Source organism: Bacillus sp. M13(2017) (assembly GCF_002218325.1).
Taxonomy (GTDB): Bacteria; Bacillota; Bacilli; order Bacillales; family Bacillaceae_G; genus Bacillus_A; species Bacillus_A thuringiensis_K.
Map to the genome: position 1 here is coordinate 70,210 of NZ_KZ268508.1, position 23,829 is coordinate 94,038.

Genomic DNA, 23,829 nt, shown 5'->3' on the forward strand with positions numbered 1-23,829 from the left:
ATTATAATGACACCGGTTTCATCAGTTCATATCATATGAACATTTTATTGGTAAAGCATCCTAGAAAACAATTTAGCTATGTTTTGCTTACGCAGAACATGGCTAAATTACGCTGTCCCTTTAGCGCGTTCATTAGGAAATGGCATATTTAGTATAGAAGCAATATACTGTTTTCCATGCATTCGAGCTAATGATTCTAATATTTGGCGAACACGTTTTGTAAGATGACCTTGTTTTTTGATGGCTTCACAATATGCGTCATAGAAAGCATATTTAGCCCAAAGGAAATCATCTTGTTGGAATAAGAAATGATTTTTGTACCATTCACCAATTGTATGATAACAATTGTTTTCATGTATTGCTGTGCTTTGAGAAAGAAAACGATCAGATAAAGATACATTCAAATGAGAAATTGTGTTTTCTGTTTCAACTTGTAGTGTTTTTTCTAACATTGTAATGATGTGACGAGTAGCCATATGTTAACTCTCCTTTGTGTAAATGGGTAATACCATTCTATATTTAAAAAATTCTTACTATATAATACTATACAATATATGGAATGCATCTACCTGCTTTTTGAACTGCATTTACAAAATCTTTTTTATTTGTTTACAAAAATAAAGTAAGATACAGTATAGATGAAAAAATAATAAAGGAATGAACGCATTGTATATAACAGTAGAAGAGACTGCGGAGTATTTGAATTTACCAAAATCGTATATTGAAGAGTTAATTCAGCAAAAGAAAATTCGTGCGCTATTCGATGGAGAGCAATATTTAGTAAATAAAGAACAATTTAATACACATTTAGAACAAATGGAGAAATATAAGCAATTAGTGGAAGAAATATTGAACGAACCAATTCCAGAAGATATGGATGTTAAAGACGAAGATTAAACTATGGGAAATCCCTTATGAAGATATGCAGAAATGTATCTTCATAAGGGATTTTTTGTTTGAAGATATCAAAAATATAAGGAGTTGTTAGCCTTTCTTCAAATTTTGATAGGTAGTAGTCTACCATGTTAAAAGCATATTTTTTTCTAGCTAGGACAAACATAGAGAACGTAACCTGTACAGATACATATACTATCAGTGCAAAAGCTTATAAATTAATGGAAGGGGTTTTCTCGTGAGTATATTTCATTGTGATTTTTTGAAAGACTTAATTGGATCTTTTGTGAGAGTAAACAGGGGTGGTCCAGAATCTCAAAAAGGAACAATAATATCAGTATGTCCGGACTACTTCGTATTGCAGAATGAAAAAGGTGAACTGTATTACTATCAACTTAGTCATCTAAAAAGTATTACAAAAAATGCGAAAGACTGTGGATCAAGTGATTGCGAATGGGAAGATTGCGAATGTGCAGAAGACTTTGAAGCACTACTGCAAACTTTCAAATATTGCTGGGTGAAAATTAATCGCGGTGGTCCAGAGAAAGTGGAAGGCATTTTACAAGATGTTTCTTGTGACTTTGTGACAGTAATTGCAAAAGAAGAAGTTATATTAATTGCAATAAAGCATATTAAAAGCGTTAACTATAATGCATTAGCATGCGGAGAGAGCGATGAGAGCGACGATAGTAGCAGTAAAGAAAGTAGTAGCAATAATTCAGGTCGCGCTCGTGCCCAAAGACAATCAAGTAGAGGAAGATAATAAGAAAGGGGGATACAAAATTGGAGAACGTATTATGCTGTGACCAAATTAAATGTTTAGTTGGTGAGACTGTAAAAGTAAACCTTCGTGGACCAGAAAGTCGAGTAGGTGAGCTCGTATCGTTAGGCAAAGATTATCTAACGTTACAATTACCTCATGGTGAATTAGTGTATTACCAGTTAAAACATGTGAAGAGTCTAGTTAAGAAAGTGAAGGAAAGTAAATGTGGCGATTGCTATAGTTCATGTTTCTGCTCTGATGAGGATACTTTTTTAGATATATTAAAAGACTTGAAGTATAAGTGGGTAAAAATTAATCGTGGCGGTCCAGAGTGTGTGGAAGGTTTATTAAGTGAGGTACACCATGACTGTATTACACTAGTAAACTGTGATGAAGTTATTTATGTAATTAAGTCTCATATTAAGAGTGTGAGCCAAGTAGTTAAATGTAAAAAGAATGAAGATGAATAATGTTTAATAAATAAGAGGGGCATTATGAGGGAAAGAGAAGAACAATTTCTTATTTCGATAGTATGAAAAGGAATTACTTACTATTAAAACAGAACTTTGCCCTGATTATTTTTTTAGAAATGGAAGACAGGTAAGAAGAAATTCATAGGAAGGAGGATATAGATGAATGAGTTAAACAAAAGTATTGGAGAAAATATATATGTTAAATTAATCGGTGAAAAAAGGTTTAAAGGTGTATTAATAGATGTAGGAAATGATATCATTGTTCTTTACAATGGACAAGACTATGTATATATATCTTTATATCATGTACAATACTATAAATTTTTAAGACCATATGACGAAGAAATATTAAAACCAGATGTTGATTCTGTAATTAAGAGAGAATCCCCTTCCATTTCTTTGAGAAAAGTATTAAGTACTTCTAAAGGAATTTTTACAGAAGTTTATGTAGCAGGAAGTGCTCCAATACATGGTTATGTTACAAGTGTGATGAATGATTATATTGTTTTTTATAGTCCGGTTTATAAAACGGTATATATATCTTTAAAACATTTAAAATGGTTAATTCCGTATAAAGAAAACCAAGTGCCGTATGACCTCAATAAAAATGAACTCCCCGTAAATCCGTTAAATATTACGTTAGCTCGAACGTTTGAAGAACAACTTATTAAAATGTCTGGCAAAATCATGGTGTTCGATTTAGGTGAGGAATCTAATAAGATCGGAAAGATGGCGAAGATTGATGAAGGGCATATTGAAATATTAAAAGCACGTGATGCGAAAATGTATGTAAATATTCAACATGTAAAATCTGTCCATTGTCCGTAAGCTAGTTGAAAGGGCTGGCTTTTTCTTTTATATGCAGAAGAAAAGGTCGAGCCTATTTGTTTAGCTCGATTTGAATATGAGGGGAAAAATGAATTGAATATAAATATATTATGGTGTGATTTTTTAAAAAAATTTTGTACTAATTTATAAAGAAATGTGTACGAGCTATCTTTTTATGTATTCAATTTATTTTTTGAGAAGGAGCTGCTCAACTAATTTATTAAAGGAGTTTTGTTGGTGGAGCAGTTTCTAAATCCGTTATCGATTACATTACTTGGTAGTGCTGGTGGAGCAGCAAAAGCAGTTTTAGCAATTTTAAATCAAGCGATAGCAAATGAAAAAGATCCAATTTATGAAGTATTAAAGAATGCCAAATTTCATTTGGTGGATATAAAACAAAAAGATAGGACTTATTATGATGAGTTGTTTTCGAATTTGAAAGGTCAATTATATTTATATGAGATAAACCTTCAAAATGTAGTGGAATTTAAAGAACATTTAAAAGAAAAAAGTACGAGTGTTGTGATTGATGTTTCAGGGGCAGATACAATTAGAGTATTAAGCTGCTGTAATGAATTAGGAATTTGCTATATTAATTCAGCCTTGGAAAATGAAGCAGTAGATCAGGACGACAGCTTAATCGGCTTTCAGCTTACGGAAAGATATACAAGGTTTGAGAAGGAGAAAGAGAAATTTACAAATACAAAAGCGATTATAGGTTCAGGTATGAATCCAGGTGTTGTTCAATGGATGGTTGTTGAGCTTATGAAGGAACGACCAAATGAAAGGCCAAGAGCATGTTATATTGTAGAACATGACACATCATTTTTGAATGATACAGCACTTATAAAGCCACATACACTTTATGCTTCATGGGCAGTAGAGCGATTTTTAGATGAAGCGATCTGGAGTTATCCGATGTATATGAGTCATCATCGTCCTCTTTACTTTTATGAAGATGTATATTCTTCAGAGTATAAAGTGAAGTTAGGAGAAAAAGAATTCTATGGTTGTTTAATGCCACATGAGGAAGTATTAATTTTAGGGAAAAACTTTAATATGGAAGTTGGTTTTCTTTACCGAATTAATGAGTATACAACAAATATAATTAGACAGAACTTAGATCAAGTAGAAGATTTATGGAACTGGAATCGTAAAGTGTTTAATCCAGCGGAAGAAGAGGTTGCTGGAGAGGACTTGGTGGGTGTGTTACTCGTTTATGAAAATAGTGAGACATATATGTATAATGTGATGAATAGTAGCAAAGTTTTTCGTAAATATAAAACGAATGCAACGTATTTTCAGGTAGGGTGCGGGATTTATGCGGGCCTGTCCAGTTTACTTTTAGATCAATTTGAACAAGGTGCTTATTACGTCGAGGAGTTGTTATTAAATACAGAAAGTAAGTACGGTGAGTATTTAAATTTATATATGAAGGATTTTGTAATGGGGCATAATAATTTTACGGATGGATTGTTACATGACAGGGTAAGATGGATGTAAGTTGTTACTAAAAGGAAGGAGAGATCTCCTTCCTTTTAGTATTATAAGGTTAAATATTGCCCTGAAAGCAATTTCATACTTATACTTTAAGGAGAATAACAATGAAAGTTTTTTGTATCGATCAAGGGGAGTTTTTATATGAATAAATACAAGAGCTTGATTTATGAAGAAAGAAGAGCCTTAAAGGTATTTATATTATTATTCTATATTATATTCTTTTTATATGACGCTATATATTATTTTGTATATCCTGCTATGAATATTAGTGGAACAGCGGTAGGTTGGCCAGAAGGTAGTCTTGGGATAGGTGTGCCTATATTTGTAATGGCATTATTACCTATTTCTATATATCTTCAAAAAAGAGGATATGTATATTCTGTAAAATATTTATTTTTATTTGGGTACATGTTTATCAATCTTGTTAATAATTTAATGATTTATTTGCGAACGGATAGACCTTTTGAACATGGCAGTATGGTAGAAATGTTATTAATTTTATTTGCCCCAGTTTTCGTGAATAAAAAATACTTTTATTTAGTGTCCTTTAGTGTAATTGGAAAGTACGTATTTTTCACATTGCTATTACAAGATTTAAAAGTGATAATTCCACTTGTTTTATGTGTATTTTATTTCATTATTTCACATTCTTTATTAAAACGATTTCAATCTTATGTAAGAACAGTGGTTGAAATGATGAACAATATGAAAGAGACGGAAAATTTAGCTGTGATTGGGACTATGTCTACAACAATTGCCCATGAAATTCGAAATCCGTTAACAGCGTTAAAAGGATTTACGCAAATGCAAAAAGAAAGAAATCCAACTGATACGATGAGCTACGACATTATGCTACAAGAAATTGAAAGAGTCAATGGATTTGTTAGTGAATTAATGTTGTTAGGAAAACCAAAGCCAACAAATTATGAAAGGTGTAATATACGAGACATCCTTCTATATGTTGTGCATCTAATGGAAAGTTATGCAATGCAATATAGAGTTAAATGTTATTTACAAGTAGATGGGAATTTACCAACTATAAACGGTAATGATAAGCAATTAAAACAAGTGTTATTAAATATCATTAAAAATGGAATAGAATCAATGCCAGAGGGCGGAGAAATCCATATCCGTGCATATCAAAAAACGCAAGGATATTTGTGTATTTCTGTTGAAGACCAAGGATTTGGTATAGAGAATGAGAAGTTAGAAAAAATCGGCAAGGCGTTTTACACAACAAAGGAAACTGGTACAGGACTTGGATTAATGATTACATATAAAATTATTAAGGAACATCAAGGGAGTATCACAATCCAAAGTAGTATAGGAGTAGGAACAAAAGTAGAAATTTTTCTGCCGACCGTTTAATGTATTGGGAGAAAAGATTTTTCAGAAAAGTGTTCTTGTTGTGTAAATATAAACATTTTATAAAATGTTTCAAGAAGGGTTTTTTTTATAAAATACTTCGTTTATAATGGAGGAAAATATCGACATGAGATTGATTGCTCATGTAGCGGTTCAGTAGTGTTATGAAAAGATAAGAAGGGGTGCACGCGCATCCTTTTTTCTATGCAGATATTATGAAAGAGGTGGTATGATGGAATTAACATTAAATTCGACTGTATGTTTACACACGATTCAATTTCGAAAAGAGCAAAAGAATTATATTGTAAAAGATACAATTACAGGAGAAAAATATGAAATGCCGCCACTTTGGATTGATGCATTGGCAATGATGCGTGACGGTTTTTTATTGGGGGAAATTGAGGAGAAATTAAAAGAAGAGTATCCATCCGAAGAAGTGAATATGTTAGCATTCACGAAGCAACTGTTAGAACTAGAACTTGTTGAAATGGTAGATGGGGAAGAAATAGCTTGTACAAAGAAGAAAGAGAAGGATTATTTAGCTTGGTTACGTCCCCATGTTGAGCAATTCTTTCTTAATTTAAATAAAAAAAATAGAAGCAAAGGTCAATGATGATCTTTGCTTTTTTGTATAGTTTGTTTAAAAAATTACAGCGAATGCTCTTGCGAAAGCACCGTCGCTATCTTTAATTTTTAAAGGTGCTGCTGAGAAGAAGAAACGTTTCGTGTGAATGGCATCTAAGTTTGTTAAGTTTTCGATTAAATAAATATTATTCCCAAGTAGTATGTGATGAATTGGTGATGTTTCTGTCGTTACCTCATCAGGAGAAATAAAATCTAAACCGACAGATTTTACTTTTAATTGTACTAGTTCCTCGGCTAATTCTTCAGAAAGATAAAAAGCTTCTTTCTCATACGCCTCTGTATTCCATTTAGTAGATAGATTGGAATGGAAAATAACAATATCTCCTTCTCTTATATCAGCATCGTGCAGTACTTCTTTAGGTAGTTTTCGTTCTTGTACATGAGTTACATCAATAAGAATCGCTTCGCCTACAAATTGATTTAGGGGTAATTGATCGATAGTCGTTGCGCCTGAAATAAAATGCGCAGGAGCATCACAATGCGTGCCAACATGAACGACAGAATGAAAATCTGTAACTTGATAGCCTGATTCTTCAACACTTGTAACAGCTTCTAGTTGTATTTTAGGTGTTCCAGGAAATTGAGACATATTATTTTCAAATGTTTGCGATAAATCAATTACTTTCATTTTACATACCTCCAATATATGTTTTTCAAATAATAAAAAGCTCACCCTTCAATATCAAGAAAGGTGAGCTTTACATGCTAGTTGAATTTTATCTTCCAAAATGCAATGCATTTTGCAGGAATTAGCACCTATTCAGTTTGTATAAACTGAGGTTGCTGGGCTTCAAAGGGCCGGTCCCTCTGCCTCTCTTGATAAAGAAGTATTTAATTTTAAAACCGGAATTTTCCGATAGTTAAATTGTAATTCATTTCCTTTTTGCGTGCAATACAAAATAGGTATTCACCCAAATAAAGCTACGCGCATATTGTAGCTTATGTAAATAGAATGCTGCGAAGGAGTGAGTGCAGTGACAGGAAATGTATTGAATTATTATGCTGGTGGTAATACAGCTAGGGGATTTCATAATTTATATGAAGAGAATTTAAAAGGGTTAGACAGATTATTTATCTTAAAGGGTGGTCCAGGAACGGGGAAATCTTCTTTAATAAAGGCAATCGGTCGTGAATGGGTTGAAAAAGGATATGATATTGAATTTTTACATTGTTCTTCTGACAATAAATCGGTTGATGGTGTAATTATCCCAAAATTAAAAGTAGGAATTGTTGATGGGACATCACCACATGTAATTGAGCCCAAAATGCCAGGAGTTGTTGAAGAGTATATAAATTTAGGAATTGCTTGGGATTCAGATAAACTAAGGAAGCAGAAGTTAGAAATTGAAAGATTTGTTTCAGAAGCAAGCAAAGCTTTTCAGTCTGCTTACGCATGTTTTAAAGAGGCATTGCTTATACATGATGAGTGGGAGAAGATATATATTGATAATATAGATTTTAATAAAGCAAATGAATTAACCGATCAGCTAATCCAGAAATTATTTGCAGATAAAAGCGGGAGACAATCGCTTGTAAAACATCGTTTTTTAGGAGCTGCTACACCGAAAGGAGCAGTTGATTTTGTTCCTAATTTAACAGAAGGGTTACCATATCGTTATTTTATAAAAGGGCGCCCAGGCTCTGGAAAATCAACGATGCTCAAAAAGTTAGCTAAGGCAGCTGAAGAAAAAGGGTTTGAAGTTGAAGTATATCATTGCGGATTTGATCCGAATAGTCTTGATATGGTTATCGTAAGAGAATTAGGCTTTGCAATTTTTGATAGCACTGCACCACATGAATATTTTCCAAGTCGCGAGGGTGATGAAATTATTGATATGTATGCCCTTATTGTTACCCCAGGGACGGATGAGAAATATGCGAAGGAAATTCGTGATGTTTCCATTCAATATAAAGCAAAAATGAATGAGGCGATGTCTTTCTTAGCAAAAGCAAAATCGGTTCGTGATAAATTAGAACGAATTTATATTGCTGCTATGGATTTTTCAGTAGTAGATGCATATAAAGAGGAGATTCAAAAAGAGTTTGAACGAATTGCTGCTACTGTAATCGAAAAGCAATAATAGAAGTTTTATTGGGCTGTCAGTAATTTCTGACAGTTTTTTTAGTATGTAGTAAAATTGATAGTGTATTGTCGAATTTCCAAGGAAATAATCAAAAAATGGAGATGGTATGAAATGAGAGAGAAAATCGAGTTGGAGTTAGAAAGAATTGAAAAAGAGAATGATGTGAAAATTTTATTTGCGGTGGAATCAGGGAGTCGTGCTTGGGGGTTTCCATCGAAAGATAGCGATTATGATGTTAGGTTTGTTTATATACATCCGGTAGAATGGTATTTATCAATTCATGACAAACGAGATGTAATTGAATATCCAATTAGTGATGATTTAGATATAAGTGGTTGGGATATTAGAAAGGCGTTGCAACTATTCGCGAAGTCGAACCCAGCTTTACTTGAGTGGATTCGATCACCAATTTTTTATTCGAAAAACTCTAATTTTCCAGAACTACTTCAACAGATGAGTGAGAAGAATTTTGATCCAAAAGCAACGATATATCATTATTTACATATGGCTTCGAAAAATTATCGTGAATTTTTGCAAGGTGAGAATGTAAAGCTGAAAAAGTACTTTTATGTATTACGTCCTATTTTAGCTTGTAAGTGGCTAGAAGAGAAAGCAACTTTACCACCTGTAGAATTTGACCGATTGATTACAGAATTATCATTAGAACGTAGCGTATTAGATGAAATTGAAAAGTTGTTAATAAAGAAAAAAGCAGGTACTGAATTAGATGTTGGATTGAAAATTAAGGTGTTGAATCAATTTTTAGAAGAACAAATTCATTACTATGGGCAATACGTGAAAGGTGTTGAAAAGGGGTTAGGGATCGATATTGAGATTTTAAATAAACTATTTCGAGACATGCTGTTTGAAGCATATGAAAAAGAGCACAAGTAAGTTTGTGCTCTTGTTATTTTGTAGGAATAAAGAAAACAGATATAGCTGCGATAAGACCTGCAAAGGAGAATAAGTAAAAATTCCATGATAAGTCATATTGCATTGTCATAATAATACCGACGAGAATAGGACCAGCAATTGCACCAACTCGGCCAAGTCCAAGTCCCCAGCCTAAGGAAGTAGCTCGGATATGTGATGGGAAGTATTGGGTTACATATGCATTTAATATTTGAGTAATACCGACTGATCCAATTCCAGCAAGACCAATTAAAAGATAAATGATTGTAACAGATGGTCTAATTGTTAATAGTCCAATACATATAGCTGCCATAAGATAGGAGATGCTAATAACGATTTTAGCTCCTATACGATCCGCGATTGCTCCAGCAAATAATGCACCGATAGCGGCAGTAATATTTAGCATAAGTAGAAATGATAAACTAGATCCAAGAGGGTATCCTGCCTGTCGCATCATCTGAGGTAACCAAGTATTTAAACCGTATATTAAAAACATTCCCATTATATAAGTGATCCAAAAAAGTAGCGTTGCTTTTATGTATTCTTTTGAGAATAAAGTAAGAAATCCATTTTTCTTTCGTATATTAGACGGAGTTTGATAAGTTTCATTTTTCGCATAGAATACAATTTGAAAACGATTAAGGATTTGGTCCACTTCTTTTTGGCGATTACGTGATAATAAAAATTGAATGGATTCAGGTAAATAACGAATAATGAAAGGAATGAGGAGTAGTGGAATCATTCCGATGCCAAACATAGTTCTCCATCCGAAACTTTCTAACATAAACATAGACAAAATAGCGCCTAACACGATACCTAAAGGATAGCCAGTAAACATAAGAGCATAAATAAAAGATTGTCGTTTTTTTGGTGAATATTCAACAGTAAGTGCTGAAGCTGTTGGAATAACACCGCCTAATCCGATTCCTCCAATAAATCGAGATAAACCAAATAATTCGGGAGAAGGAGCAAGTGCAGCTAGTCCCATTGTGATAGAAAAAAGCGCTAAACAGCATATAAGCATCCATTTTCGTCCAATTAGATCTGTAATAGTTCCAACTAGAATAGCACCAATAAACATCCCAAATAAAGCATAGCTTGCAATTGTGCCAGCGTAAGCTGGTGAAAGTGCCCAGCTTTTGTCTTCTAGGAGCTTTGGAAGAACGGCACCGTAAATACCTAAATCATATCCATCAGCTAGAATGGCTAGCCAACAAATAAAAACAACAAGTTTTGTAATAGAGCTTGAAAAGATAGTTTCTGTAGATTCTAGATGAGGTGGAGCTGAAGCTGAAGGTTGCATAGTATTCCCCCCCTTTTATTTGTAGATGAATATATTATTTTATTTTATGTTAATATTTTCCTCCCTGTGTCGAAATTTATCTGAAAAGGTTTTATAATCAATAAAGAAGTTCAACAGGAAACCTGTTGAACTTCTTTATTGGTTTACTCATTATCAACTCGTTTTAACGGTTGATCTGCTGGACCTTCAATAACGTCTCCCTCAATTGAAAAGCGGGAACCGTGACAAGGACAATCCCAAGTACAATCACCATTATTCCATTCAACTTCGCAGCCGAGATGTGTACAAGTTGTATCGACGATATGTAATTTTCCTTCTTTGTCCTTATAAGCACCTGCCCGTTTACCGTTAACATGTACGACAGATCCTTCACCAACTTCGAGATCTTCTGGTTTACGTAATGCATTTTCAATCTTTCCTTCAATTAAATGTTTCGCAACATCAATGTTCTGGGAGAGGAACGTTTTTATATCTGGATTTGCATGGAAGCGTGATGGTGCATACAGTTCTTTATAGGGACTGTGGACTTTTAGGATGGAGTCCTTCAGTAGGTGAGCGGCAGCAGTTCCAGTTGTCATTCCCCATTTGCGATATCCAGTTGCAACAAATATATTTGGATTTCTTTCGTTAATATGTCCGATATAAGGAAGCTTATCTAGAGTGATTAAATCTTGTGCTGACCATCTATAAGGAACTTCGTCTATTCCAAAAGTTGCTTCAGCAAAAGAATAGAGTGCTTCATAATGAAGCATCGTATTTATTCCTTGCCCTGTTTTATGACTCTCTCCGCCAATCAAAATTAATTTTTCTCCATTGTTTGTTATATAGCGTAAGGAGCGCTTTGGATCATCAATACTTAAATACATGCCACCTGGATAATCCATTTTTGCTTTTATTGCAAGAGCATAGGAGCGTTCTGCGTACATTCGCGTAAAGAAAAAGCTATTTGCATCATAAAAAGGAAAATGTGAACAAGAGACGACATATTCACAAGTGATATGATGGCCCTCTTTTGTAATTATTTGTGGATAATCTCCCTTTTCCACATTCATAGCTGTTGTTTGTTCGTAGAGCTTTCCGCCCATCTCCACAAACTTTTCTAAAAGTGTTTTTAAATAAAGAAGGGGATGGAATTGTGCTTGATTTTTCATTACAAGCGCAGATTGTACTGGAATAGGAATCGATAGAGATTGAACATAATCACAAGGTATATTTAATTTTTGATAAGCTTCATATTCTTTCGATAAATTTCTTAATCCGTTATCAGTAGTTGTATATAAATATGAATCTTCATTTGAGAAATTACAGTCGATTTTATATGTTTGAACAGTTTCGTTTATGAATTGTAGAGCCTGATTATTTGATTCATAGTAAAGCCGGGCCTTTTCTACACCGAAATGATTTATTAATTCATCATAAATAAGATCATGTTGTGCTGTTACTTTCGCTGTTGTATGCCCAGTCGTCCCGTTTAAAATACGACCAGAATCAATTAAAACCACATCGATGTCTTCTTTTGCAAGTAAATAGGCAGTGGTAATACCTGTAATACCAGCACCGATAATAGCAACTTTCGTTTTTATATTTTCGGATAAACGAGGAAAAGTAGGAAACTCGGTAGATTCAATCCAATAAGATAGCGGCAGTTGTGGAAATGTATCATTTGTCATTGCGGAAACCTCCTGATTTTAGAACAATTTTCCTTTTAATATTTCCATATTATATGAAAATCATGTGTGTTGTTTTAGAAGAAGTCTATTTTTATTAAAAGAGGATATAAATTATTTTAATATAATTAATTAGGTAGGGCATTATGAAGAAGTAGGATTTATATAAAACTAAATTCAAGTGATTCTATTTGTTGATTACATAGAGAGTTATTGAATGAGATAGAGTCTATGGCGTTTAAGAAAATGTCTATATATAGTGGATAAAACCTTATGGAATCTATACATTTTCTTTAGTGAAATAAAGTATGATTATAAAAACATAACCACCTTTTATTACTAGGTCATAAAAGGTGTTGACAATATAGAAATTCTATTGTTATGATTCATCATGTGGAAAGGTTGATAGAGAGTAAAAAGAGAAATGTTTTTCATTGATAATAAAAGCGAAAAATAAGTGACGATAGAGTGAGTATATTTTCCTTATAATAGATGCTTTTTGGATCATCTAGTAAAATCAATCTGGAAGCAAGAATTGATATATGTAAGTTGCGCAAGGCGCGGCATAAGAAAGGGGCAAAAGGATGAAGGAGCTTCATACGTTTGGGTGGTATGCAGCACGTGTATCACCACATTTGCCGAAAAAAGCATTTAAACCAGTGCCTACTCGTTTATTTGGTGGACTGGCTTATTTGCTTGTGGCATTGGCGGGGTTAATATCGATTGGTGTATTTGAATTGAATGTGTGGGCGAATCTAGGAATTGCGATTGTTCTTGGATTATGTTTTGCTTCACTTGGATTTTTAGGGCATGAAATTTTACATGGAACTGTTGTAAGAAAGGCATGGCTTCGTGACTTCTTAGGCGCGATTGCATTTATGCCATTATCAACAGGGCCAAAGCTTTGGAGAAAGTGGCATAATGCAACGCATCATGTTCATACACAGCATGAAGAGAATGATCCGGATGCATGGCCGACACTTGAGAAACTTAAGAAGAGTAAGTTTTTGAGTTGGGTATATCGTATGCCTTTACATGTACGTTCATTCTTTAGTTTTCTGTCACTAACAATTCAATTTACATTGCATTCGACTCGAATGTTCTTTCATTTTATAAAAGAGTTCAAGTCATCCAATCAAAAATCTGTATGGCTTCAACTTCTTTTGCCTTGGACAGTTTGGATTAGTTTATTGTTTATTATGGGACCTGGAAAATGGTTATTTGCATATGTCATTCCGTTGTTAATTGCTAACTTTATTGTAATGGCATATATCGCAACAAATCACCGCTTAAATCCAATTGTTCCAGTAAATGATCCGTTAGCAAACTGTTTGTCAGTAACAGTGCCGCGCTGGGTAGACGTTTTACATTTCAATTTCTCATATCATACAGAACACCATCTGTTTCCTGCTATGAGTTCTAAATACTATCCGTTAGTAAAAGAGAAGATTAAAGAAATGTGGCCGGAACGCTATCATGAGATGCCGATGACAAAAGCTTTGGCAGCGCTATGGAATACACCACGTGTGTATTATCAAGGAAGTGAATTAGTGGATCCGCATAGAGAGCATTTCTATGGTTCTTTAGGAAATGGACTAGATCCTCATAATATTTCATATCGTGAGGAACATATAGAGGAAGACGAAAGTATTAAAAAAGTAAATCAGTAAAAATTAATATATTTTTGCAATGAAAAAGCAAGCCATCTCAGGCTTGCTTTTTCTTATAAAGAAACTTCCGTTTTGTTCTTTTTATGGACTTGGACGGAGTTAGTTTCTTTTCGTTGTAGTCGTTTTTCTAAAAGATTAACAAAGTAAGTAAATAGAAGAACAAGTACGAGATAGTATACACCAACGATTATGTAAGTATCTAATTGTTGGAAGTTACCTGCTGCAATTGATAAACCTGATCCCCATAATTCGGACAGTCCTACGTAAGCGACAAGTGAAGAGTCTTTTAATCCAATAATAAACTGGTTTCCTAGAGGAGGAAGAGACAGACGAAATGCTTGTGGTAATATAATCCGGCGCATAGCTAAAGGATAAGGCATACCTAAGGAGCGAGCGGCTTCCAATTGTCCTCGGTCGACGGATTGAATGGATCCTCGGAAGATTTCCGTAATATATGCACCGTTATGAATTGCTAAAGCGATTGCTCCTGCCCAAAAAGGGGAGAAAACAATGACAGATGTAATGCCAAAATAGAGAATTGCGATTTGAACGATTAAAGGTGTACCACGAATAATAGCAATATAGATATGAGCAATGCTATTTAAAACTTTGTTATTCGAGATTCGAAAGAAAGCAAATAATAATCCAATTAATGAACCGAGTACTAGGGAGGTTAATGTTAATTGTAATGTGACAATGGTAGCCTTTAAGAGTGTGGGATAGGTAGAGATAAAAATTTCAAACATGCGTTTCACCTCATATTGTATAGATTTTAGTAGAGAATGAAATGCCCCACATAAAATGAACATTTAATGAGTGGGGCACTGTTTATGAATCTTTTGAATGGCTAACTTACTTCGTTTTTTCCTCTTCACCAAGAATATTACGCCCGAACCATTTTTTACTGATCTTTTCATACGTACCATCTTTAATGATTTCATCTAACGCTTTATTTACTTTCTCAACCATTTCTTTATCATCTTTGCGAATAGCAATTCCCATTTCATCAAGATTTAATGGTTTTCCCGCTTCTTTTATATTCGATTTTCCTTCTTTTATCATACGTAGACCAACCATTTGATCCGTAATTACTGCGTCAACACGCCCAGGCTCTAAATCCATAAGAGCAGTAATGTCGCTGTCATATTCTGTAATTTGATCTGTATATTTTGCAACAAGATTTTTAAAGGTACTAGCTTTTACAACACCAATTTTCTTACCTTTTAAATCTTCTGGAGAAGAGATAGCAGTATTCTTTTTAGTCACAAAAATTTGAGCGCCAGAGCGATAGTACGGATTTGAGAAACTAACAGCTTTTAAGCGCTCCTCTGTAATTGCCATACTACCCAGTATTACATCATATTTCTTCGCTTGAAGACCTTGAATTAGCGTTTCCCATGGGTTTGTAACTGGCGTAGCCTTCATGTTCATCTTTTTAGCAAGAGCTTCACCGATTTCTATATCAAAGCCGACAAGTTTGCCGTCGTTTTCTTTATAATTAAAAGGTTTGTATAATCCACTCATTGCATAGCGAAATTCTTTTTCACCATTTGATGAAGTAGTAGAGCTTTCTTTGCTGCAAGCTCCTAGTATGAAGGATGTACATAGTGTAATGCTCGCAACAATGGTTAATAGTTTTCTTTTCATAAAACCCCTCCTATATATTGATCATACGGATGATTTTAAGTATGTTATTGAAATATTTTATTTGGATGATTAGTTGTGCACCGTATGAATGTATTCCTTTTCGTTTGAAACAGAAGTTACATTATAAAACGTTGCGTAAAAATTGTTTTGCCCGTTCATGTGATGGAGCTGAAAAGAATTGTGCTGGCGGAGCATCTTCTACAATCTTTCCATCATCCATAAAGATGACACGATCAGCTACATCTCTTGCGAAATTCATTTCATGAGTAACAATAACCATTGTCATCCCTTCTTCAGCAAGTTCTTTCATAACTTGCAATACTTCTCCAACAAGTTCAGGGTCTAAAGCTGAGGTAGGCTCATCAAATAGCATAATCTTAGGGTTCATTGCAAGAGCTCGTGCAATGGCAACGCGCTGTTTTTGGCCACCTGAAAGAAGATGAGGAGTTACATCCGCTTTATCCTGAAGGCCGACTTTTTGGAGAAATTGAGTTCCAATATCCTTTGCATTTGCTTTCTCTAATTTTTTTACGTGAATAGGTGCTTCTATGATGTTTTCTAGTGAGGTCATATGAGGAAAGAGGTTAAAGTGCTGAAAAACCATACCGACATTTTCACGGACTTTATTTAAATTTGAATGTTTTGGATCAATTCGCTCACCTTGTAAGTGAATTTCGCCTTCATCGTACATTTCTAAAAAGTTAAGACAGCGAAGTAATGTACTTTTACCAGAACCACTGGCACCAATTAAAACAACAACTTCTTTTTCTTTTACTTCTAAATCAATTCCTTTTAACACATCAAGTGAACCGAATGATTTTACTAGATTTCGAACTTGAATCATACAAAACCCCCAGTTAAAAATATATTTTACAAATGTTGCCCCTTATTTCTGTTATTAGTCATAAATTGTCAGAATCCTTTATTTTTTTCGTGCAATTTGATATTCAAAGAAATAATATTTTTAAAATCTCTATATCCTTCTATAATGAAAATATGGATAATAATATATAGGTAGTATTTATATTGCTTATAAAAAGGGGGAAAGGGAAGATGGAAAAAGAAAGGAAAACATTTTCTTTTGGATTACGTACACAACTTATGCTATTCACTACAGTTTTAGCTTTTATTACATATTCAACAAGTATATTTTTTATTTACGTGATATACGATTATTTTCAAAGTTATGTAAGTCAAACTGTATATAATATTATCGTTATGTTATTAGGGGTAGTATGGTCTGGAATTTTAGCATATGGAGCAGCCGTATTTTTAATTAAACCACTTCGCAAGTTAGAGGAAGCGGCAAGAAAAGCAGCTGAGGGTGATATTCGTGAAGATGTTCCATTACCGAAGACAGATGATGAAATTAAATCTTTAAGTGTTGCATTTAATATGATGTTAGGAAACTTAAGGGGCATGGTAAAAAATATTGATACAACATTTTCGTATACAAATAATCAAGTACAGCAGATTAGAAAACAAACAGGCGAAGCAACGAGACAAGCGCAAGGTGTATCTGAGACACTTGCAGAGATTTCTTCAGGCGCTGAGCAATCAGCGGCATCAATTCAAGCAATTGTTTCTGCTGTTGATACAACGACGTCTATTGCAAGTGAAGTAGAAGAAAAAGCGAAGCAGTCTGATACATTGTCTTCAGAAATGGTTGAAGCTTTAGGGCATAGTACTCGTGTTTTTACGTCTTTAATTCAAGGTATTCAAACATTGGCAAAAGAAAATGAAGATTCAATGCAAAATGTACAGAAGTTAGAAGAACGAATGAAACAAGTAGAACATATTGTGTCTGTTGTGAGTGCGATTGCTAGCCAAACGAATTTATTAGCACTAAATGCTTCTATTGAGGCAGCTCGCGCAGGAGAGCATGGAAGAGGTTTTGCGGTTGTTGCGGAAGAAGTACGTAAACTTGCTGATGAAAGTGATCATTCTGCAAGAAACATATCGCAGTTATTACGGAATATGCAAGATGAAGTACAACAAGTTGCAATGAAAATGACAGAACAAGTGAAAATAGCTAAAGAAGAGGCGAAACGTGGGGAAGCTACGGAATTAATTTTAAAAGAAATGTCATCAAGTGTTATGGAAGTAGCCGATGCAACTCAGCAAATTAGTAGTTATATGAATGAACAAGTGAGCCACATTCATCAAACAGGAGCACAAACAAAAGCTGTAGCAGCAATTGCTGAAGAAACGTCAGCTGGTTCGCAAGAAGTGGCGCGTGTGACGCTACAACAGTCTAAAAATATGATAGTAATCGATCAATTATTAAAGGATTTAGAGAAGCAAGCAACTGATTTGAAACAAACAATTGAACGATTTTCAATGTAAAAGGAAGAACAGAATGCTGTTCTTCTCTTTTTTATTTAGCTTGATTTAATATTTACAGTTAAACTATGAACGTTTCCGCAACATTCTTTTCTGTCCCTTTCGGATGAAAATTATAGCGAGCTATAATATTAAAAGGGGTGTCTTTTATGAAAAAAGAAAAAAGACAACGGTTAATTAAACAATTTGTAAAGGAGTATGAAATAGATAAGCAAGAAAGATTAGTAGAATTGTTAGCAAAAAAAGGTGTATTAGTAACACAAGCTACGGTTTCTCGCGATATTCGTGAGTTAAACTTAACGAAGGTACCTTCTCAAGAAGGATTAATGATATATAAAGTTTTCTCAGAAGAGCATTTACAAACTGATATAAAGTTAAAGAAAAAATTACGAGAAGTTGTTGTAAAAATTGATTGTGTAGATCAATTAATGGTTATTAAAACATTACCTGGTAATGCACATGTTATTGGTGTTTTATTTGATGAGTTAGATTGGAAAGAAAAAATAGGATGTATATGTGGAAATGATACATGCCTTATAATTTCACAGTCGAAATCAGATAGGGAGATTATAGAAGAAAGATTAAATTTAATTATTTAGATACAAAAATCCTGTTTTTAATAAAATTAAAACAGGATTTTTGTTTAAATAAGGAAGTTAAATATTCAACATATATGCGTAATATATGTATTTTTTATTGAGAAAGCGAGATAGTTTGTTATAAAAATACATATTCGTATGATTTTAAAAAAATAACTTGTTTAATATTTCACAATGATAATGTGGATGCTTTCACAAAGATGAAAGTGCAGAGCATTTATTATGTACTTGTAAGACATCAAACATATTTAAAAGGAGGTACAACAAATGAAACATCCGATACATGTTACTTCAGAAATTGGGGAATTACAAACGGTTTTATTAAAACGACCGGGTAAAGAAGTGGAAAACTTGACGCCAGATTATTTGCAGCAATTATTATTTGACGATATTCCATACTTACCAATTATTCAAAAAGAGCATGATTATTTTGCACAAACGTTACGCAATCGGGGTGTTGAAGTTCTTTATTTAGAAAAACTAGCCGCTGAGGCGTTAGTAGATAAAAAACTTCGAGAAGAATTTGTTGATCGTATTTTAAAAGAAGGACAGGCCGACGTAAATGTTGCACATCAAACTTTAAAAGAATATTTACTTTCCTTTTCAAATGAAGAATTAATTCAAAAAATTATGGGCGGTGTACGGAAAAACGAAATTGAAACAAGTAAGAAGACACATTTATATGAATTAATGGAAGATCACTATCCGTTTTACTTAGATCCAATGCCTAATTTATATTTTACTCGTGATCCAGCAGCTAGCGTGGGCGATGGCTTAACGATAAATAAGATGAGAGAACCAGCGCGTAGACGTGAATCATTGTTCATGGAGTACATCATTAAATATCATCCAAGATTCGCAAAACATAATGTACCAATCTGGTTAGATCGTGATTATAAATTTCCAATTGAAGGTGGCGACGAGCTAATTTTAAATGAAGAAACAATTGCGATTGGAGTATCTGCTCGTACTTCAGCTAAAGCAATTGAACGTTTAGCTAAAAATCTCTTTAGCCGACAAAATAAAATTAAGAAAGTGTTAGCAATAGAAATTCCAAAATGCCGAGCATTTATGCATCTAGATACAGTATTTACAATGGTTGATTATGACAAGTTTACAATTCACCCAGCCATTCAAGGGCCAAAAGGGAATATGAATATTTATATTTTAGAAAAAGGATCAGATGAGGAAACTCTTAAAATTACACATCGTACTTCTTTAATGGAAGCATTAAAAGAGGTATTAGGCTTAAGTGAATTAGTTCTTATTCCATGTGGAGGAGGGGATGTAATTGCTTCTGCTCGTGAACAATGGAATGATGGCTCGAACACATTAGCAATCGCGCCAGGTGTAGTTGTTACATATGATCGCAACTATGTATCCAATACGTTATTACGGGAACATGGTATAGAAGTGATTGAGGTGCTAAGTTCGGAATTATCTCGTGGTCGTGGGGGTCCACGTTGCATGAGTATGCCAATTGTTCGTAAAGATATTTAGTATAAATAACGGAGAAAGTAGGGATGAAGTATGTTAATGACTAGACCAAATTTAAAAGGAAGAAGCTTTCTAGCAGAAAAAGATTTTACACAAGAAGAATTGTTATATTTTCTAGATTTGGCAGCAGAATTAAAAGAGAAAAAGAAAAATGGTATCCCGCATCATTATTTAGAAGGTAAAAATGTAGCGCTCTTATTTGAAAAAACTTCTACTCGTACGCGTTGTGCATTTACAGTAGCATGTACAGATTTAGGGGCAAATCCTGAATATTTAGGGAAAGGTGATATTCAACTTGGGAAAAAAGAATCTGTAGAGGATACAGCAAAAGTGTTAGGGCGTATGTTTGACGGAATTGAGTTTCGTGGATTTAGTCATGAAACTGTAGAATCTTTAGCACAAAATTCTGGTGTGCCGGTTTGGAATGGATTAACAGACATGTGGCATCCAACACAAACACTAGCAGATTTATTAACAATTAGAGAACATATAGGAAAATTAAAAAATGTGAAGCTCGTTTATGTTGGAGATGGACGAAATAATGTTGCTAATAGTTTACTAGTTGGTGGAGCAATCATTGGAATGGATGTACGTATTTGTACACCGGAATCTTTATGGCCTGCACAAGAAGTAATTGATTTAGCAAAAAAATATAACGAACAGGTAATGATAACAAGTAATGTGGAAGAAGCTGTTGCGAATGCAGATGTAATTTATACAGATGTATGGGTGTCTATGGGGGAAGAAGAAAAATTTGCTGAACGTGTGGAGTTATTGAAACCTTATCAAGTAAATATGAAAATGATTAAAGAAACAGGGAATGAAAACGTGATTTTCTTACATTGTTTACCTGCATTTCATGATGTTGAAACGATGTATGGCGAAGAAGTTTATGAGAAATATGGGTTGAAAGAAATGGAGGTAACTGACGAAGTATTCCGCAGTAAACATTCAAAAGTATTTGATCAAGCTGAAAATAGAATGCATACAATTAAAGCGGTTATGGCAGCTACTTTAGGAGACATGGAGTAAAGAAGGAAGGGAGTTTTCCTTTCTTCTTTCTCCTCCTTTAGACACTATCATTCACTATTGCTTTTGTATTGTTATTGCAATTAAAGAGAGGTGAGTGGAATGGGTGAAGATAAGAAATTAGGGTTGTTTACACTAACGGCTCTTGTAGTTGGGTCTATGATTGGTGGTGGAGCATTTAATTTAGCAAGTGATATGGCAAAAGGTGCTGGTGCGGGACCCATTATTATTGGTTGGGTTATAACAGGAATTGGAATGATTGCACTCGGATTATCTTTTCAAAATCTCACTGTAAAACGACCAGATTTAGATGGTGGTATTTTTAGCTATGCAAAAGCAGGGTTTGGTAATTTTATGGGATTTAATAGTGCGTGGGGATACTGGCTATCTGCTTGGCTTGGGAATGTAGCTTACGGTACATTATTGTTCTCTTCATTAGGATATTTCTTCCCGATCTTTGAAGGCGGGCAAAATGTAGCGTCTATTATTGGTGCAAGCGTATTATTATGGTGTGTTCACATGTTAATTTTACGTGGAGTTCAATCAGCAGCCCTTGTGAATTTAGTAACTACAATCGCAAAATTAGTACCTGTATTTGTATTTATTGTCATAGGAATCTTCGCGTTTCATATTGATACGTTCTTAGATGGATTTTGGGGGCAAACTGGTTCTTTTTCATGGGGAGCAGTTGGCAGCCAAGTTAAAAGTACAATGCTTGTAACTTTATGGGTATTTATTGGGGTAGAAGGGGCTGTTGTTTTATCCAGTCGAGCAAAAAATAGAAGTGATGTAGGGAAAGCAACCGTTATTGGCTTAATTGGTACACTCATCATTTACATTTTAATCACATTATTGTCTCTTGGACTTATGCAGCAAGCAGATATTGCAGGTTTGAAAAATCCGGCTATGGCTTATTTATTTGAAAGTGTTGTTGGAAAATGGGGTGCTATCTTTATTAATTTAGGTTTGGTCATCTCTGTATTAGGTGCTTGGTTAGGTTGGACTTTGCTCGCTTCTGAAATTCCATATTTAGCGGCTAAAGATGGAGTATTTCCAAAATGGTTCGCAAAAGAAAATAAAAATAAGGCTCCAGTAAATTCATTATGGATAACAAATGGTTTAATACAAATATTCTTGTTAACATTCGTCGTTTCTGATCAGGCGTATAACTTTGCATTCTCTTTAGCATCTTCAGCTATTTTAATCCCATATGCTTTTTCAGCATTTTATCAACTGAAGCATAGCTTAAAGTCTGAAGAAGCAGATCGAAATAAAAATATAATAATTGGCTTGATAGCAAGTATTTATGGCGTGTGGTTAGTTTATGCAGCTGGTTTAGAGTATTTATTATTAACAATGACTTTATATGCGCCAGGTATTTTTATTTTTTACAATGTTCAAAAGCAAAAGAGTTCGAAGCAAATATTTACTCGAGTGGAATTAGCATCATCCGTAGCAATTGGTGCCTTAGCATTCTTTGCGATTTATGGATTAATTACAGGCAGTATTACTTTATAAAGCGCTGTGAAAGCGAAATCAACTGGAGGGCTGGAATATGGTACGAAGAAAAATTGTAGTTGCACTAGGGGGAAATGCGATACAGTCTGGAGAAGCTACTGCGGGAGCGCAGCAAGAAGCGTTGGAAAAAACGGCGGAACAACTTGTGAAAATAATGGAAAATGATGTGGATATAGTAATTGCGCATGGAAATGGCCCACAAGTGGGAAATATTTTATTACAGCAAAAAGCTGCAGAAACGGAAAAGACACCTGCAATGCCATTAGATACTTGTGGGGCAATGAGCCAAGGGATGATTGGATATTGGATGGAAAATGCGATTGAAAAGGCATTGAAAAAGCGGAATATAAATAAAGACGTAGCAACGGTTATAACACGCGTTGTTGTGGATAAAAAAGATGAGGCATTTAAAAATCCAACTAAACCAATTGGTCCTTTTTATACAGAAGAAGAGGCCAGAAGATTAATGGATGAAACAAAAGCAGTGTTTAAAGAAGATGCTGGTAGAGGATGGAGACGTGTTGTTCCATCACCGAAGCCTGTAAGTATTCATGAACATAAAGTTATTAATTCTTTGGTCGAAGATGGAAACATAGTGATAGCTGTTGGCGGAGGTGGAATTCCAGTAATTGATTCCGAAGAAGGGTTAGAAGGAACTGAAGCGGTTATCGATAAAGATTTCGCTGCGCAGAAATTAGCAGAATTAGTAGATGCTGATACGCTCGTTATTTTAACTGCAGTTGATCATGTGTATGTAAATTATAATCAACCGAATCAAAAAAAATTAGAGCATGTCACAGTGAATCAATTAGAAGAATATATTGAAGAACAACAATTTGCTGCGGGAAGCATGCTTCCAAAAATTGAAGCTGCTATTAATTTTGTTAATACAAATCCAAAAAGAAAAACGATTATTACGTCTTTAGAAAAAGTATATGAAGCACTAGAAGAAAAAGCTGGTACTATTATTTCAAAACAGAATGTATGCATGTATGTTTAAATTATTATGTACGCTACTTAGTAGTAAAAAAGAATGGAGTTAGTAACTTCATTCTTTTTATTTATTAATATTTTTTGTGCTCATTGTTCATA

Annotated in this window: 22 protein-coding genes, 2 pseudogenes and 1 riboswitch; of the genes and pseudogenes, 17 read left to right on the plus strand and 7 right to left on the minus strand. The window is 34.1% G+C overall.

Features of this window, described 5'->3' with window-relative positions; genetic code table 11:
* Nucleotides 1-107: 107 nt before the first annotated feature.
* Nucleotides 108-476 (minus strand): hypothetical protein, encoded by a 369-nt coding sequence (locus CGQ22_RS19750; RefSeq protein WP_000235475.1) that lies wholly within the window; start codon nucleotides 474-476, stop codon nucleotides 108-110.
* A 181-nt stretch (nucleotides 477-657) separates the two neighbouring features.
* Here CGQ22_RS19750 and CGQ22_RS19755 point away from each other — a divergent pair, with 181 nt between their 5' ends.
* The 7 genes from CGQ22_RS19755 to CGQ22_RS19785 all read left to right on the plus strand — a co-directional run bounded on the left by CGQ22_RS19755 (nucleotide 658) and on the right by CGQ22_RS19785 (nucleotide 6,436).
* Complete coding sequence (locus tag CGQ22_RS19755; RefSeq protein ID WP_001998970.1) at nucleotides 658-897, plus strand: helix-turn-helix domain-containing protein; 240 nt, start codon at nucleotides 658-660, stop codon at nucleotides 895-897.
* 235 nt (nucleotides 898-1,132) lie between these two features.
* Entirely contained in the window at nucleotides 1,133-1,657 is a 525-nt protein-coding gene (locus tag CGQ22_RS19760; protein ID WP_000021529.1) for a hypothetical protein, read from the plus strand.
* 20 nt (nucleotides 1,658-1,677) lie between these two features.
* On the plus strand, nucleotides 1,678-2,127 hold the full coding sequence (locus CGQ22_RS19765; RefSeq protein ID WP_000432506.1) for a PI-PLC domain-containing protein: 450 nt from the start codon (nucleotides 1,678-1,680) through the stop codon (nucleotides 2,125-2,127).
* 162 nt (nucleotides 2,128-2,289) lie between these two features.
* Entirely contained in the window at nucleotides 2,290-2,958 is a 669-nt protein-coding gene (locus CGQ22_RS19770; RefSeq protein WP_001004269.1) for an LSm family protein, read from the plus strand.
* A gap of 237 nt (nucleotides 2,959-3,195) precedes the next feature.
* Nucleotides 3,196-4,461, plus strand: coding sequence for a hypothetical protein (locus CGQ22_RS19775; RefSeq protein ID WP_000434668.1), 1,266 nt, complete (start codon nucleotides 3,196-3,198; stop codon nucleotides 4,459-4,461).
* 138 nt (nucleotides 4,462-4,599) lie between these two features.
* Nucleotides 4,600-5,826, plus strand: a complete 1,227-nt coding sequence (locus tag CGQ22_RS19780) for an ATP-binding protein (RefSeq protein WP_001046111.1) — start codon at nucleotides 4,600-4,602, stop codon at nucleotides 5,824-5,826.
* A 229-nt stretch (nucleotides 5,827-6,055) separates the two neighbouring features.
* On the plus strand, nucleotides 6,056-6,436 hold the full coding sequence (locus CGQ22_RS19785) for a hypothetical protein (protein WP_000424114.1): 381 nt from the start codon (nucleotides 6,056-6,058) through the stop codon (nucleotides 6,434-6,436).
* A 27-nt stretch (nucleotides 6,437-6,463) separates the two neighbouring features.
* Here CGQ22_RS19785 and CGQ22_RS19790 read toward each other — a convergent pair whose 3' ends face one another.
* Nucleotides 6,464-7,096, minus strand: a complete 633-nt coding sequence (locus tag CGQ22_RS19790) for a cyclase family protein (protein ID WP_000862984.1) — start codon at nucleotides 7,094-7,096, stop codon at nucleotides 6,464-6,466.
* 85 nt (nucleotides 7,097-7,181) lie between these two features.
* Nucleotides 7,182-7,294: riboswitch (SAM riboswitch) on the minus strand.
* A gap of 148 nt (nucleotides 7,295-7,442) precedes the next feature.
* On the opposite strand from CGQ22_RS19790, the gene CGQ22_RS19795 reads away from it, so the two are divergent.
* Together CGQ22_RS19795 and CGQ22_RS19800 are read left to right on the plus strand one after the other, a co-directional pair.
* Nucleotides 7,443-8,549 carry a PRK06851 family protein gene (locus CGQ22_RS19795; protein WP_089149206.1) on the plus strand — a complete coding sequence of 369 codons (1,107 nt, stop codon included), beginning with the start codon at nucleotides 7,443-7,445 and terminating at the stop codon, nucleotides 8,547-8,549.
* Between the two features lie 114 nt (nucleotides 8,550-8,663).
* Nucleotides 8,664-9,446: a nucleotidyltransferase domain-containing protein gene (locus tag CGQ22_RS19800; RefSeq protein WP_001208239.1), complete on the plus strand. Its 783-nt coding sequence runs from the start codon at nucleotides 8,664-8,666 to the stop codon at nucleotides 9,444-9,446.
* 13 nt (nucleotides 9,447-9,459) lie between these two features.
* Here the strand turns inward: CGQ22_RS19800 and CGQ22_RS19805 are convergent, their stop codons facing one another.
* Both CGQ22_RS19805 and CGQ22_RS19810 read right to left on the minus strand, forming a co-directional pair.
* A complete protein-coding gene (locus tag CGQ22_RS19805) occupies nucleotides 9,460-10,767 on the minus strand; it encodes an MFS transporter (protein WP_089149207.1) in 1,308 nt (435 codons plus the stop codon).
* A gap of 143 nt (nucleotides 10,768-10,910) precedes the next feature.
* Nucleotides 10,911-12,437, minus strand: coding sequence for an FAD-dependent oxidoreductase (locus CGQ22_RS19810; RefSeq protein ID WP_089149208.1), 1,527 nt, complete (start codon nucleotides 12,435-12,437; stop codon nucleotides 10,911-10,913).
* Nucleotides 12,438-13,018: 581 nt separating this feature from the next.
* On the opposite strand from CGQ22_RS19810, the gene desB reads away from it, so the two are divergent.
* Nucleotides 13,019-14,104, plus strand: coding sequence for a Delta(10) desaturase DesB (desB, locus tag CGQ22_RS19815; RefSeq protein ID WP_000661223.1), 1,086 nt, complete (start codon nucleotides 13,019-13,021; stop codon nucleotides 14,102-14,104).
* A 53-nt stretch (nucleotides 14,105-14,157) separates the two neighbouring features.
* Here desB and CGQ22_RS19820 read toward each other — a convergent pair whose 3' ends face one another.
* From CGQ22_RS19820 to CGQ22_RS19830, 3 genes are all read right to left on the minus strand, one after another.
* Nucleotides 14,158-14,913: an amino acid ABC transporter permease gene (locus tag CGQ22_RS19820; RefSeq protein ID WP_003299858.1), complete on the minus strand. Its 756-nt coding sequence runs from the start codon at nucleotides 14,911-14,913 to the stop codon at nucleotides 14,158-14,160.
* A gap of 43 nt (nucleotides 14,914-14,956) precedes the next feature.
* Nucleotides 14,957-15,751, minus strand: coding sequence for an ABC transporter substrate-binding protein (locus tag CGQ22_RS19825; RefSeq protein WP_000823750.1), 795 nt, complete (start codon nucleotides 15,749-15,751; stop codon nucleotides 14,957-14,959).
* A gap of 121 nt (nucleotides 15,752-15,872) precedes the next feature.
* Nucleotides 15,873-16,595 carry an amino acid ABC transporter ATP-binding protein gene (locus CGQ22_RS19830; protein ID WP_000616922.1) on the minus strand — a complete coding sequence of 241 codons (723 nt, stop codon included), beginning with the start codon at nucleotides 16,593-16,595 and terminating at the stop codon, nucleotides 15,873-15,875.
* A 374-nt stretch (nucleotides 16,596-16,969) separates the two neighbouring features.
* On the opposite strand from CGQ22_RS19830, the pseudogene CGQ22_RS32955 reads away from it, so the two are divergent.
* The 7 genes and pseudogenes from CGQ22_RS32955 to arcC all read left to right on the plus strand — a co-directional run.
* Nucleotides 16,970-17,155: pseudogene (locus CGQ22_RS32955) on the plus strand (HAMP domain-containing protein); the annotation flags it as partial.
* Nucleotides 17,156-17,524: 369 nt separating this feature from the next.
* Nucleotides 17,525-18,097: pseudogene (locus CGQ22_RS32960) on the plus strand (methyl-accepting chemotaxis protein); the annotation flags it as partial.
* Nucleotides 18,098-18,243: 146 nt separating this feature from the next.
* Nucleotides 18,244-18,693 carry an arginine repressor gene (argR, locus tag CGQ22_RS19840; RefSeq protein WP_000711829.1) on the plus strand — a complete coding sequence of 150 codons (450 nt, stop codon included), beginning with the start codon at nucleotides 18,244-18,246 and terminating at the stop codon, nucleotides 18,691-18,693.
* Nucleotides 18,694-18,960: 267 nt separating this feature from the next.
* Complete coding sequence (gene arcA, locus CGQ22_RS19845; RefSeq protein ID WP_000682331.1) at nucleotides 18,961-20,193, plus strand: arginine deiminase; 1,233 nt, start codon at nucleotides 18,961-18,963, stop codon at nucleotides 20,191-20,193.
* Nucleotides 20,194-20,223: 30 nt separating this feature from the next.
* Nucleotides 20,224-21,222: an ornithine carbamoyltransferase gene (argF, locus tag CGQ22_RS19850; RefSeq protein WP_000930300.1), complete on the plus strand. Its 999-nt coding sequence runs from the start codon at nucleotides 20,224-20,226 to the stop codon at nucleotides 21,220-21,222.
* Nucleotides 21,223-21,321: 99 nt separating this feature from the next.
* Nucleotides 21,322-22,737, plus strand: a complete 1,416-nt coding sequence (gene arcD / locus CGQ22_RS19855) for an arginine-ornithine antiporter (protein WP_000503419.1) — start codon at nucleotides 21,322-21,324, stop codon at nucleotides 22,735-22,737.
* Nucleotides 22,738-22,774: 37 nt separating this feature from the next.
* Nucleotides 22,775-23,737: a carbamate kinase gene (gene arcC, locus CGQ22_RS19860; RefSeq protein WP_000252337.1), complete on the plus strand. Its 963-nt coding sequence runs from the start codon at nucleotides 22,775-22,777 to the stop codon at nucleotides 23,735-23,737.
* The last annotated feature ends 92 nt before the right edge of the window (nucleotides 23,738-23,829 follow it).